General features: G+C 38.0%; 8 protein-coding genes. 6 read left to right on the top strand and 2 right to left on the bottom strand.

Annotated features, from left to right (window positions below):
* Nucleotides 1–38: 38 nt before the first annotated feature.
* The gene (locus tag M997_RS06755; protein WP_064719342.1) at nucleotides 39–800 is read right to left on the bottom strand and encodes an AraC family transcriptional regulator; all 762 of its coding nucleotides are present in this window, start codon (nucleotides 798–800) and stop codon (nucleotides 39–41) included.
* A 102-nt stretch (nucleotides 801–902) separates the two neighbouring features.
* Between M997_RS06755 and M997_RS06750 the strand changes: the two genes are divergently transcribed.
* The 6 genes from M997_RS06750 to M997_RS06725 all read left to right on the top strand — a co-directional run bounded on the left by M997_RS06750 (nucleotide 903) and on the right by M997_RS06725 (nucleotide 13,333).
* The gene (locus M997_RS06750) at nucleotides 903–2,033 is read left to right on the top strand and encodes a multidrug effflux MFS transporter (protein ID WP_064719341.1); all 1,131 of its coding nucleotides are present in this window, start codon (nucleotides 903–905) and stop codon (nucleotides 2,031–2,033) included.
* Nucleotides 2,034–2,522: 489 nt separating this feature from the next.
* The gene (locus tag M997_RS06745) at nucleotides 2,523–6,251 is read left to right on the top strand and encodes a DUF4132 domain-containing protein (protein ID WP_064719340.1); all 3,729 of its coding nucleotides are present in this window, start codon (nucleotides 2,523–2,525) and stop codon (nucleotides 6,249–6,251) included.
* A gap of 55 nt (nucleotides 6,252–6,306) precedes the next feature.
* Complete coding sequence (locus M997_RS06740; RefSeq protein ID WP_064719339.1) at nucleotides 6,307–7,416, top strand: ATP-binding protein; 1,110 nt, start codon at nucleotides 6,307–6,309, stop codon at nucleotides 7,414–7,416.
* Between the two features lie 100 nt (nucleotides 7,417–7,516).
* Complete coding sequence (locus M997_RS06735; RefSeq protein ID WP_064719338.1) at nucleotides 7,517–10,099, top strand: DUF5682 family protein; 2,583 nt, start codon at nucleotides 7,517–7,519, stop codon at nucleotides 10,097–10,099.
* Nucleotides 10,086–11,249, top strand: a complete 1,164-nt coding sequence (locus M997_RS06730; RefSeq protein WP_064719337.1) for a VWA domain-containing protein — start codon at nucleotides 10,086–10,088, stop codon at nucleotides 11,247–11,249. The genes M997_RS06735 and M997_RS06730 overlap by 14 nt, the downstream gene beginning before the upstream one ends.
* Nucleotides 11,246–13,333 carry an SWIM zinc finger family protein gene (locus M997_RS06725; protein WP_064719336.1) on the top strand — a complete coding sequence of 696 codons (2,088 nt, stop codon included), beginning with the start codon at nucleotides 11,246–11,248 and terminating at the stop codon, nucleotides 13,331–13,333. Before M997_RS06730 ends, M997_RS06725 begins: the two co-directional genes overlap by 4 nt.
* Before the next feature lie 67 nt (nucleotides 13,334–13,400).
* Here the strand turns inward: M997_RS06725 and M997_RS06720 are convergent, their stop codons facing one another.
* Nucleotides 13,401–14,144: a type 2 GTP cyclohydrolase I gene (locus tag M997_RS06720; RefSeq protein ID WP_064719335.1), complete on the bottom strand. Its 744-nt coding sequence runs from the start codon at nucleotides 14,142–14,144 to the stop codon at nucleotides 13,401–13,403.
* Nucleotides 14,145–14,261: the final 117 nt, after the last annotated feature.

Raw genomic sequence — 14,261 nt, 5'->3', positions numbered from 1 at the left:
CGGGGCTTTATGTTTTTAAATAAATAAAAATATCAAAATTAACTTTTCAAATATTCTTGTGGAGTTTGCCCAGTCATTTTTTTAAAAAAAGTAATAAATGCACTATCACTGGCAAAACCTAATATTTGGCTAATATCAATATAACGGTGATGCATAGCTAATAATTCTATCGCTTTCATTAATCGCCATTGTTGCCGCCACTGCTGGTAACTTAACCCTGTTTCTTTATAAAATAAGCGTGTAATTGTTTTTTCACTAGCACCAACATATTTTGCCATTTCTTGTAATGGTGGTGGTAATTCATGAAAAGATAATTTACTTAATCGCCTATCTTTAGGCATTGATAAATGATTAGGCTGTCGTTGAGATTGTTTTATTTCATCAAAAAACACGGTGAGTAAATTAGCATAACGCCCTTCTTCCCATTGAGTTTCAAAATCGGCAATTGCAATCCGTTCTAATATTTCTCTAAGTAGCGGTGAAATAGTTAGTATTTCACTCTCGATAGGAAAATTATCATGATATTTATCAGCGAGATAAACTGAACGATAACCAACAGAGGCATACATTTCTACACGATGTACGATTTGAGGCGGGATCCATGCTATTCGCATTGGAGGCAATACAGACACACGATCAACTAAGGTTATTCTCATACAGCCAGATTGCGTAAATAACAATTGCCCTCTATCGTGTGAATGAAAACCGGAGTCGTGCTTTCCCATTTCCGCTGCAATACCGACAACTGATGCTAGATGCTCTTCTGGCACAAAGTGGTCGTATTGATTAAGCCAAGCCATTACTTGTCCTATTTGAAAAACAATATGTCTTTATGTTTGTAACTAGACATTATTTATCTCTGTATTCTGTCATCAAGATCCACGTTTCAGGATATACAACAGATGAACAGAAAACTCTCTTTATGGTTAGCAATTGCGTTGATGATGTTTCCACAAATTGCAGAAACCATTTATAGCCCAGCTCTTACTGATATTTCAAACGGCTTTAATGTCAGTGCAGGTGAAGCTGGACAAACACTTTCGCTCTATTTCTTTGCTTTTGCGCTGGGGGTCATTATATGGGGTCGGTTATGTGATGTCATTGGGCGTCGTCCAACTATGCTGGCTGGGTTGTTTATTTATGCTATTGCATGTCTTGGTGTATTTATCAGCCAAGATTTCTCTGTGCTACTGGGATTACGTATGTTGTCAGCTTTTGGTGCCGCGGTGGGATCAGTAGGAACACAAACCATTATGCGTGATGTGTATAGTGGTGATGAATTAGCAAAAGTTTTTTCTGTTATGGGTGCTGCTATCGCATTAAGTCCTGCTATTGGTATGTTAAGTGGTTCTTTATTGGTGAACTATGCTGGTTATCAAGGTGTATTTAGCGGCCTTGCATTTCTGGCTGTTATTTTATTGTTATGGAGTATTTTTGCATTACCAGAAAGCCGCCCAGTAACAATAAAGACCGCACCATTAAGAGAAACTGCAATAAAAATGCTAGGTGATATGCAAATCGCTAAGACAGTATTATTAATTGCTTTTTTCAATATAAGCTTATTTGCTTATTATCAGCTAGCACCTTTTATGTTTAATAGCCAAGGCTACAGTGCCAGCACCTTTGGTTATAGCGGTATTGCTTTAGCATTAGGTGTTGGTATTGGCTCTTTTATTAATAAAACACTATTAAATCATCAATGGACATGTAAAAAATTAGTTTTATTAGCCAGTTTTATCGCATTAATTAGTGCTATTGGTGTTTATTTATTGCGCAATAATATTAGTTTTATTATTCCAATGATAGGCAGTGTAATTGCTTATGGCATTGCTATACCCAATATACTGGCCACTGCATTAGCTCAATATAAAGATCGCTTAGGTACTGCGGGCGCATTATTAGGTTTATTCTATTATTTACTTATTGGAGGCGGTCTTGCGCTTGCTGGCTGGGGGCAAGATTTAGCGATAACCTTACTTATTTGCAGTGCGAGTTCGTTGTTATTATCTTATTCACGCCAAACGACAAATTAATAAACTGAAAATGCCTCTCAACCGAGGCATTTTTTATTCCACTAAAATAACATTAGTAATTTTTATTAATTTATTATTTTCTGCTGTTATATAAATTAGGTAGTTCCAAATATAAATAAGCAAAAAAGAGTAAAAAGACATGGCAATTTTCATTGTTTTAGTCTGAGTTTATCACGTTATATTTTTAATCAATCTTAATAACTGCTAGTACCGATCTCACTTAACAGACAATTCTTAAATTATTTTAAATATCACAATAAATGCCTTATTTATCACTTCTTCATTTTCAGTCATTTTTCCTGATATAAGCTTCTATATAAGGATTAATTGAATATTAATAAAGTTAAGTGATATTTTTTAGCGTTTATCACTATAAATTTCACAAATATATCACACCAATTGCATTTGCAGCATTGATAATCAAATTGTTCAATTCATCATTTCATGGTAAAAAAAACTGTTTATCCATACATAGCTTAAGGAACTGGCGTGATAAAAAAAATCTTAGACATTTTCCCTATTTTTGGGAAAAAAGATGTCCCTGTGACAGAAAAATACCTACAGGAATCTCTTGTACTACTAGCTACATTTGATGAGGAATTACCTAAGCGTGCATTAAATTATGTACTCACTGGTGAAAACTCTGAGGTACTTTTTGAATTAAACAAGCTGGATGCTTCAAAAGCAGCGGTTTACTTTGACAAACCCGGCACCTTAGAGTGGTGGTATGCTCATGGTGTTAATACGGGTCAATACAGCAAAATTATCACCCAAGGCCTTAATGCTCGACACAAGCTCTATTCTAAAGTCGGTGACGGTTTTTCCGCAGAGCAAATTGCACGTTACGGTAAAGTACTTGCTGCTGCTTGCCAAGATATCAATATTAAAATCACCACAAAAGAAGTCCCGACCTGGGTGCTTTATCTGCTAATTGATGTGTTTTATAACACTTATGAAAATGCACGGAATCTTAATTTAGAGCACCGTAAGCATTGGAGCATGGCATTTATTGCTAATATGTTGGCACAGGAAGCCGATATCCCAGGCGAAAATGCATTATTTGCTGTATTCGATAGAAAAGATATTTCCGAATACTATGCAACAAATCTTAAGCGTATTTATGAACTTTCCGACTTACATGATTATGTACTTGAACATCAAGAATTTGTTCGAACAACGTTAATTGAGAAATTATCTGCAAATGGATTAGTTGAACTTATAAACTATCTTAATAAAAACACGCTATTACGTGATAATTTTGCTGATGTAATAGTATTACTTGCCACCAGCAGCTTAAAAACAGTAAAGAAAGCGGCTGAACCCATTCTTAATACATTACCTGCTGATATCGTTAAAGCAAACTTAACCCATGTTTTAATGAATGGAACGCCAAAACAGAGAACACAAGCAGCGGACTTATTTGCTCGTCAAGGTGAAAACCGTGATGTGTTAGAAGAAGCGCTAAAACATGAAACCTCTAAAGCGGTACAAAAAAGTATTGAAAGCGCCCTGCTGCGTTTTAATGTTATAGATAATGCGAATACTGTTGAAGCGATTGAAGTACCTGATTTTACACCGCTAGAAGATACACAATTACCAGAAAGTGCGCGTGATATTTTGGTTAACAACTTTCATGAAATTTTAGAAAAAGCCAAAGAGAATGCCGAACGTGAAATAGAGGAAAACAAAACCTCAAAGCACACTTATAATTGGGCTCAACGCCATTATAAAGACTTATCTAAAATTAATGAAAAACAATGCCGTGCATTAATTGATAAATTAAATAGTGGGCAAGGTGCGATTAATTCAAATGAAATTCAAATTATTAAACATAAAAATCGTATTTTAAATTTACCTGAATATACGTTTTTTCATGCTGTGCGATTAATTACAAATAATCGCCAACATGCAGAGCATTTCTCTTCGCATTATTTTAATGGCGAAATTCCTGAACGTTTATTTAGCGATATTGAATTACGTCATATTGAAGATGTACTACGCAGATGTAATTTTAAAAATGCAGCACGTGTTACTGCGGCATTGTGTTTAGAATCTTATCAAGATGGATTACGTCGTTTTCGTCGGCCTGAGCAAGTTTGGCATTTTTTCTCTCAATATACTGATTTTATTGCAGAAGCGTTGAATTTAATGCCAAATCAAAGTGAACATCGTTATCGCCAATTTGAAACATCACAAGCTATTGATGTTTTAGCGCGATTCCCAACTATTCCACCTCAATTTGTACCACGTATCATGGAATTAGCTTTAGGTGAAAATAAGACTCACCGTGTTTCAGCACAAAAGTTATTAGAAACACTGCCTAATATTCACTTAAGTGCACAAGAAGGTTTATCTTCAAGCAAACAAGAAATTCGTGTAACTGCAATAGAATGGCTGGCTCGTTTAAATAACCCTGATTCATTACCTGCTCTTAATGCGTTATTAAAAAAAGAAAAACGTGAAATTGTCCGTGCTTCATTACTAACAGCATTAGAACAATTAGGTGTTGATATTTCTAATTATCTTTCACCAAAAACTTTATTAGCAGAAGCAGAAAAAGGATTAAAAGCCAAAGCACCTGCAAGTTTGTCATGGTTTAATTTTGATGCTATTCCTGCATTAACATGGCAAAACAAAAAAGCAGTTGATCCAGCAATTATTCGTTGGTGGATTATTCTGGCGGTAAAATTAAAAATGCCAGGTGGTAACGCATTACTACAACGTTATATTGGTTTACTCTCTGTAGAAAGCCAGCACAAACTTTCTAGCTTTATTCTGCATACCTTTGTTGCTCAAGATGTTAAAGGCCCATCACTTGAAGAAGCCATGGCTGAAGCCCAACAACGAGCACCGACACAATTAACTCAATATAAAGATTGGGCTAAGCGTTATCCTGAATATTACGCTAAATATGAAACTTATACTTTAGAGCAAGTGGTTGAAGAGATTAAAAACGAAGTTTTACGTCGTTATTTAGGCTCTGCTATTAGCGATAAAGGAATGCTGGCACTAATTTGTGGTATTGAAGGCCACGTGGCAGTTTCTGTATTGCGTAATTATATGCGTGATCACTATCAACGCCGTGCTCAAATTGAAGCTATGATTGATGCCGTTGCATCAAGCAATGACCCCATTATTATTCAGCTATTACTTTCACTTTCACGCCGTTATCGCACCGCATCAGTACAAGAAAAAGCACGTAACCTCGTTACCCTTATTGCTGAACGTAATGGTTGGAGTGCGGATGAATTAGCAGACAGAACTATTCCAACGGCTGGATTTGATGATACAGGCACATTAGTACTGGAATATGGCGAACGCATCTTTACTGCAAAAATGGATGCTAAGCAAAAATTGGTGCTGTTTAATCCAGAAGGTAAAGAAGTTAAAGCATTACCCGCGGCACGTAAAAATGATGATGCTGAGCTAATTAAAGAAGCGAAAAAGCTCTTCACTTCGAGCAAGAAAGAGCTAAAACAAGTTATCGAACTACAAAGCGTACGTTTATATGAAGCAATGTGTGCGCAACGTCAGTGGTTAAGTACTGACTGGCAAGAATATATTCTTGCACACCCTATTATGCACAAGCTTATTGAACAGCTTGTGTGGCAAGAAGTAAAAAATGATGAAGTAATCAATACATTCCGTCCTTCTGATGATGGCGCATTGCTCAACCTCGACGATGACGAAGTCACTTTATCTAATGACTCATTAATTCAATTAGCCCATGCGGCGTTAGTTGATGAAGATGAACGGAAAGCATGGATTGCACACTTTAAAGATTACAAAGTGAAGTTCTTATTCTCACAAATGGAACATAAGATCCCTGAATTAGACCTTAAACTTACTGAAATTGAAGATAAAAAAGGTTGGATAACAGACACCTTCACGCTACGCGGCATTTTAACCAAAATGGGTTATCAGCGTGGCCCAGCTGAAGATGGTGGCTCGTTCTCTCACTATTATAAGTTCTTCTCTAGCTTAAACTATTACGTCAATATTGGCTTTAGCGGCAGCTATGTGCCAGAAGAGAATATTCCAGCAGTGCTGTTTGATTTAAGTTTTGAGAAAAATCAGCAAGATTACTGGAACCGCAATAATATTGAGCTTAAAGAGGTACCGCCAATTTTATTAGCAGAAAGTTATGCTGACTATCTAAAAATTGCTGAGGCCTGTGCCGGATTTGATCCTGAATGGGAAAAGAAAACACCTTGGTAAGCACCATGTTGGCAAACAATTGTTGAAAAGTAATAGGGATAACTAGGAAAGCATAATGGCTAAAAAAGCACCTGTAGAGCAACAAGCAATTAGGGAAAGCGCAGAAATTCGGTTTGCTGATGAGCTTGAACGTTTAACACAAGCAGATAGCAATAATCCTAAACCACAAGGATGGCTTCGCTCTCCTCGTGCTGTTCGTCAATTTGTATTAGGTGATGATGCATTAGGCATCACAGCTAAATTTTTCGGCGATGATGCATTGGTTGATCGTGCAATTGTCACGTTATTAGGTAAACAAGGTTTAATGTTAGTTGGTGAGCCGGGTACCGCAAAATCCATGCTATCTGAGCTATTTGCTGCTGCAATTAGTGGTGATTCAGGATTAACGATTCAAGGTACTGCGGGTACAACAGAAGACCATATCAAATACTCATGGAACTACGCACTACTATTAGCAGAAGGTCCAACTGAACGAGCGTTAGTGGGTTCTCCGTTATATCAAGGTATGTTGCAAGGTAAAATTGTTCGCTTTGAAGAAATCACCCGTTGCCCTCCTGAAATTCAAGATGTGCTGGTTTCATTGATGTCTGAAAAGCAGCTAATGATCCCTGAAATGGGTGACGGCGCACGTGTTAGTGCCAAACCGGGTTTTAACCTTATTGGTACAGCAAACTTACGTGACCGTGGTGTTCATGAGATGTCTGCGGCATTAAAACGCCGTTTTAATTTCGAAACCGTTAAACCGATCCGTGATCCTGCGTTTGAAATCAGCCTAATTCATTCACAACTTGAAAATGAATTAGGTGCTTTAGCAAGCGAAATTACAGTACCTGCTGATGTTGTCGAACTTTTGGTAACAACCTTTCAAGAGCTGCGTTCGGGTAATACGCAAGATGGCGGTAATATCAAAACCCCTGACGCGGTAATGTCAACGGCTGAAGCGGTAAATATTGCTTATGCTTGTGCATTAGAAGCGCATTATTTAGGTGACGGTGTGCTTAATGCCGGCGCGATTGCGCGCCAGTTAATTGGGGTAGTATTAAAAGATAACGCTGATGACATTAAACGTATACGTTATTACATGGATAACGTAGCCAGAGAACGCGCAAGAAATAGTAAAGAGTGGAAAGCGTTCTTTGAAGCATCAAAAGAGTTTTGGCAATAGTCTTAATATTGCTTGCTAAGCACTAAAATAGGTTATTTATCAATTAAAAGGCAGGGTTAAACAAGACTCTGCCTTTTCACCCAGAAAAGGGATGACAACGGTGACACTACCTTCAATAACTTTACCTGAAAGACTCGAACAAGCTCGATTGAAATGGACATCATTGCAGCAGCAACATCTCTATTTTGCCCCCGTGCGCCATCATAGCCCCGCTTGTGCATATGCTATTTTATCTCTTATTGATTCAGTAAAACCTGATTATATATTGATAGAAGGCCCAGACACATTTAACTCACTAATCCCAAGCTTAACGGATAAAGATACCCTGCCACCTGTTGCAATAATGGGGCAAGCAGAATATTTACATAACGATGGTGAACAAGAAGAACGTGAAAAATCACTACACTCTGCCTATTTTCCATTTTGTGAATATTCGCCTGAATGGCAAGCATTACGCGGTGGATTACGCATAAATGCCAAAACCCGTTTCATCGATTTGCCTTGGTCTGCTCAAGTAAATAACGAAGAATATAGTGATTCACAAAGTCGTAGCCTGCAAAAAGAGCGTTATTTAGCCCACAGCCAATTTATTGCTCAACTCGCTAAAAAGTGTCATTGCCGTGATCATGATGATGTTTGGGAGCATCTGTTTGAATTGCGTAATATTGAAGAGATGAGTAACTGGCAATCGCTCTTTTTCGATACCTTTATCTGGTGTGCTCTTGCTCGCCTTGATTATGAACCACAAGTGCTTGAAGCAGAAGGCTCATCACAACGTGAAGCCCATATGCTAACGCATATAAAAACCATAAAACAGCAACAACCTAATGCAAAAATTCTTATTGTAACAGGTGGATTTCATACCCTTGCATTAATTGAGGGTTTAGCGGACGCGCAACCACAAGATTTTGCCGTAAGTAGCACAGAAAAAAAGCTATTTGCTAAGATGCAAAAAATGGGCGAAAGCGAATATGCATGGCTTATTCGTTATAGTTTTGACCGCCTAGATGCCCTTAATGGCTACGGATCAGGCATGCCATCTCCAGCTTTTTATCAACAAGTTTGGCTGGGTATGATGCAACAGCATCACGATAAAATAGAAAATAACGCATTTGCCAAACAGCCAACACAAGTTTATCGCAATAAAATGGCGATTGCTTTTTTAAGTCATGTTGCTCAAGTAATAAGAGAAAAACAGTTTGATAATCCGCCAAGTTATTTAGCCGTAAAATTAGCCGCAGAACAGAGTTTACGTTTAGCTTTATTAAGAAATCACATAGGCCCTGGTCGTAATGATTTATTAGATGGGCTACAAAGTGCTTTTATTAAAGGTAGTTTAGACGATAGCCAAAGCGAATTATGGACAGAAATCAAAACCTGTTTTTCTGGCTATTTGCTTGGAAAAATTCCTCTAGGTACTGCTACGCCACCTTTAGTCAACGAAACCTATGAACGCGCTAAAGCCTTTCGCTTTAAACTTGATGACACATTAGTAAAAACCACAAAATGTGATGTTTACCGCAACCCGCAACATCGCTTAAGAAGCCGTTTTTTACATTTATTGGCTTTTTTAGAAATTCATTTTGCTCGCCGAATTAACGGCCCTGATTTTCTTTCAGGTCATCAGTTAGATCTCTTATTTGAAGAATGGCAATATGCTTGGACACCAAATGTTGAAGGTGAACTGATTTCATTATCAGAAAAAGGCTCTCAACTTGAAGCTATTGCACTTTCAAAATTATTAGCGATGGAAACACAGTTAGAAGAACAAGGCCAAAGCCGCTCTAGCCAAAGTGCGGTAACATTGTTGATCCAAGCCGCGTTAATTGGGCTCCACCAGCGCATTCCGTCTCTCTTTAAGCTGTTAGATAGCTACATTCAACAAGATTTTCGTCTTGATTCACTCACTCAATGCGGGCATAAATTAATCCACTTATGGCGTGGACGACAATATTTGGATATTAAAGATGAAGCTGCATTAGAAAACCGTCTGCATCAAGTTATCCCACAAGCTTTTTTCTGCTTAGAGCAACTTTCACAAGGCGATGAGCAGCAACAAGAAACAAATTTGCAAGCCTTACTCTCTTTACGTGAACTCATTGAGTTTATGCCATCATTAAATCATCAATATGATTATAAAAATGATTTTTATCAGCAACTTAATCGTCTTGATGGACTACTGAATAATGTTCCTCGCCTTAAAGGTGCGGTGGATGCATTACGTTATTTAGGTTCATATATTGATGAAAGTACGCTTGTAACCGCATTAAACACCACATTTAGTACAGGAAGTGATCCTGAACATGCTATTGGTTATTTTGTTGGCATTATGCGTACTGCACCTGAATTAATCATTCGCCTACCTTTATTGGTTGATCATCTCAATAATTTATTACAACAGTGGGATGAAGAACGATTTATTCAGATCTTACCTGATCTGCGTTTTGCTTTTAGCCAACTCAATCCAAAACAAAATGCTGAGCTTGCACAATATATTGCCAGTGATATTGGCTTAGATACGCAAGCATTATCACTATGGCAGTCAGAATTTAGTGCAAAACAGATGCTTGAAGCGACAAAGCTTAACCAGCGATTACAACAGAGAATAACGGAACAAGGCATGCTTTCTTGGTTTAAAGCTAAGAAAACAGATAAAGGAGACAACGCTCATGAGTCAGCATGACGATAAGCCTGAAGATATGCCCCAAAATAAATTACAACAAGCAAAACGCTGGCGACTGATTTTAGGTCAATATGCTGATGATGCGCTAGGGCAAGCCACTTTTAATGCTGATGATCTTAAAATTGAACGCACTCTCGATTTTCTTTATCGCCGTGAATACCAAAGACGAGGACTTCGCCAAGAGCAAGGACGACACGGCTCACTTGATGCATCTCAGCTCACTGCGGTAAATTGGCTTAATCAAGCGCGTAAGCTATTTCCTAATAGCACCTTTGAGCGTATGCAATCGCAAGCGATAGAACGTTATCAGATTAGTAGCTTTTTGAAAGATCCCAATACGTTAAAATCGATGGAACCCACAAAAGCATTAGCAAAAACCTTGTTAAGCTTACGTGGACGAATGAGTGAAGAGACACGAGATGCAGTAAAAACGATTATTCAACAAGTTGTTGAGGATATTTTACGTCAAATTCGCAATAATTTTCGCCAATCATTAACAGGTCGTCGTAATCGTTTTAGACGCTCTTTAGTGCCAAATAGCCGAAATTTTGATTGGCGAGCCACAATTGCCGCTAATTTAAAACATTATGATACACAAAATCGATGCTTAGTCATTGAAACACCTTACTTTAACTCACGTATGCAACAGCATTTTCCGTGGGATGTTATTCTTTGCGTTGACCAAAGTGCGTCAATGTCTAGTTCTATTATGTATGCCGCGGTATGTGCAAGTATTTTGGCATCACTACCCGCAGTAAATGTCTCTTTAATTGTGTTTGATACCCAAGTGGTCGATTTATCGCATCTTGCAGATGATCCTGTTGAAGTGTTAATGACAGTGCAATTAGGTGGCGGTACTGATATCGCTAGCGCTATGCAATATTGCGAAAAATTAGTTAAAAATCCAAAGCGTACCGTGATTTCACTGATTAGCGACTTTGAAGAAGGTGGCTCGTTAAACCGTTTATTGGATTGCACGCAACGGCTTAATAGCCAACAAGTTAAGTTACTTGGACTGGCAGCACTTGATGATGAAGCACAACCGGTTTATGACGCAACTATTGCACAAAAATTAGCTGATAGAGGGATGCAAGTAGCGGCTCTAACACCAGAACATTTCGCACAATGGCTAGCAGAGGTAATGCAATGAGTTGGCAAACTGTTTATTACCATTACGATGAAGACGCATTAACGGTATTCGCCAATGCAGGGTTATTACGTCGAGCAAGAAAAGATCTCGATAATGAAAAAGTGGCATTAATAGATGCCGATAATGGGCAATTTAGTAGTGATGGGCAGCAAGTCACTTTAAATGCCGCAGGCATTCAAAAAGCAAGTTGTGATTGCGCAGCATCGGGTTGTTGTAAACATATTTTAGCTGCTATTTTATGGTTACAAACCAACAATACACTATCGAATGTTTCTAGTGAAAATAACGTTGTTGATGCTGAAGATATACTTTCTCAAGCAGCGATAGAAATCGCTGAATTTACGCCTCTTCTACCCACATTATTGGCACTAGAGCCTGAATTGCTGATTAAAAAAACCGGAAAGCCCGCTTGTCGTACAGCAATAAAATTAATTGAGCAATGGGAACAACATACGCTTATCACTGAAGATTTAGGAACACAGCTTAAAATTCAGCTACCTGATATTGAAGAGCCCGTTATTTTCTTACAGGGCAGTGGTTATGACGGCATGTTGTCCCCCTTTTCTGATGCTCAGAAAAAAGCCTTTCATTTAGCCATTATTGCCAAGTTATTTGAGCAACATAATCAACCTTGGCCATGGCCTGACGATTTAGCCGTCGTTAACAGCTCAAAACGGCCACTGATAAGTGAAGAACTAACTTTAATTAATACCATTGAGCAATTTATTGCAGATTTATTGCGCCAAGGGTTATCCCATATTAGTAGCAATAGTGCAACACAGCTCCATTTACTTAATATGTCTGCTCGTGCTGAGGGATTACCACGTTTAGCCTCTTATTTACGCGCGCTTAGCACACAAGTCAAATTATTAGCTGATAGGCATTTCACGATGGATGAAAGTCGTGTGTTGCGTTTATTAGCGCAAATTTCAGCTTATTTATTCCAGCTATCACAGGCTACGCCAGAACAACTCAAAGAGTTAAGAGGCCAACTACGTCGTCAATATGATGATAAAAAAGCGAGTTTATCTCTTATTCCTATTGGGGCTAATTGGTGGATAGCACAAAGTGGTGCTTTAGGCGCGACCTTTACTTTTTGGGATAGTGAAGAAAAACAGCTATTGCAAAGTACACAAGCTCGCCCTAATCAACTTGATACTCTTTTTAATCGCTATAGTGTGTGGAATAACTTGTCATTATGGAAGCAAACCGCCGATAAACTAATGCGCCGTCCTTTCTTATTGCAAGAACCTCGAATTTCTGATGAAGGGAAGCTTGCCGCAATAGGTGATAGCTTTGCTCAAGCCCAAGCTGACTTTCTTGATTTTGCCGATTATAAAAATCTGCAATCAGAATTAGGCATTAGTCATTGGCAAGATTTACCTGATTATTTTGCTAAACAAACCGAGGGTTTTCTTTCTCCTCTTGTATTACACATCAATAGCTATAAGCCTTTAATTTGGTATGAAGTTGAGCAATGTGTTATTTGGCAGGTTTCAGATAATCATGATAATTCAGCTTTTTTACGTCTTTATTGGGAAGGAACGACACAAAATAATCTTGAAGAATTACGTTTTCTCACCAAAAGAGAACTCGATATTGTTGCTGTTACTGTGCAACCTGTTCGGCGTGATGTAAATATTGATTTATTACCAACAACAATTTGGATCAGAAAAGAGCAAGGCATTGAAATGTTTTATCTCGATTTTGACCAATTTCCGCGTAAGAAAAAACAGTCTGGTTTTATGAGTCGTATACAAGAATATATGGCAAAACGTAAGCGTCAAACAGCAATGCACCATAGTGAACCGACATTAGCACAAAAATTTTGTCGCCCTATTTTATCGGTATTAGAAGCGCAAGCTTGTACTGGTAGAGCACTGCTTTCTGAGATGCAAAAAGAACAGTTGGCAATAAGCAAACAAACGGCTGAAGATTTGGGTATGACATTAATTGCTGAACAATTAACACATTATTTGGCATTAACAACTAGAAATCCTTTGGCATTATTACAACTTATTTGGCTCTGCGATAATCTGCAACAATTACAAAGCCCACTGCCAATTCAACTAAACGAAGAATAGAATATACAATGCCCTCTCCCTTATTTATTTTTACTATAAGGGAGAGGTTTATTTATTGATAAGCGATTTAAGCTGGGTTATCAATATCAATAAATATCACATCAAGATTATGAGTTTGGGCAAGCCATTCGCCTAATGCTTTAATGCCATAACGTTCTGTCGCATGGTGTCCAGCAGCAAAAAAGTGAATTCCCATTTCTCTAGCAATATGAATAGTTTGTTCTGAAACCTCACCGGTAACAAAAGCATCAATACCCTGCTCTGCTGCTTCTTGGATAAACCCTTGACCACCCCCGGTACACCAAGCAATAGTACGGATTGTTTCAGGTGCATTATCACCACAATGAAGAACATTGCGCTGTAAAGCTTTTTCTAAGCGATCTTTTAATTCAAGTGGCGTTAATGGCAGGTCAAAGACACCCTGAGGTACTAAAGGCATGATTTCACCTTCAACTTTAACACCCATTTTTAAGGCTAATTGTGCGTTATTACCAATAATAGGATGTGCATCTAATGGTAAATGATAACCATAAAGATTAATGTCATTACACAATAATGTTTTCAAGCGATTACGTTTCATCGAGCGAATAACCGTCGGCTCATTTTTCCAAAAATAACCATGATGAACTAAAATTGCATCAGCATCTAATTTTACGGCTTCATCTAACAGAGCTTGGCAAGCTGTCACACCTGTGACTATTTTTTGAATATGAGGACGCCCTTCGACTTGTAATCCATTCGGTGCGTAGTCCTGAAAATTATCAATACTCAGCTTTTCGTTGATGATTAATTCAAGATCACTATTTTTCATATCATTCTTCTCCCTGTTATCACGAACATCTCTATTTATGCCACTATTTATATAACAATGAGAATGCGATAAATAGCAATAGATTAATTAACGTCCGTTTAAGTGATTTATTATCGT

The organism is Proteus hauseri ATCC 700826, from assembly GCF_001654965.1.
Lineage (GTDB): Bacteria > Pseudomonadota > Gammaproteobacteria > Enterobacterales > Enterobacteriaceae > Proteus > Proteus hauseri.
This window is presented reverse-complemented; position numbering and strand designations above follow the sequence as displayed.

What these genes read in the sequence shown, in the direction of transcription:
- M997_RS06755 (WP_064719342.1), bottom strand. Translation starts at nt 800, where the DNA reads ATGGCTTGGCTTAATCAATACGACCACTTTGTGCCAGAAGAGCATCTA.
- M997_RS06750 (WP_064719341.1), top strand. Translation starts at nt 903, where the DNA reads ATGAACAGAAAACTCTCTTTATGGTTAGCAATTGCGTTGATGATGTTT.
- M997_RS06740 (WP_064719339.1), top strand. Translation starts at nt 6,307, where the DNA reads ATGGCTAAAAAAGCACCTGTAGAGCAACAAGCAATTAGGGAAAGCGCA.
- M997_RS06730 (WP_064719337.1), top strand. Translation starts at nt 10,086, where the DNA reads ATGAGTCAGCATGACGATAAGCCTGAAGATATGCCCCAAAATAAATTA.
- M997_RS06725 (WP_064719336.1), top strand. Translation starts at nt 11,246, where the DNA reads ATGAGTTGGCAAACTGTTTATTACCATTACGATGAAGACGCATTAACG.
- M997_RS06720 (WP_064719335.1), bottom strand. Translation starts at nt 14,144, where the DNA reads ATGAAAAATAGTGATCTTGAATTAATCATCAACGAAAAGCTGAGTATT.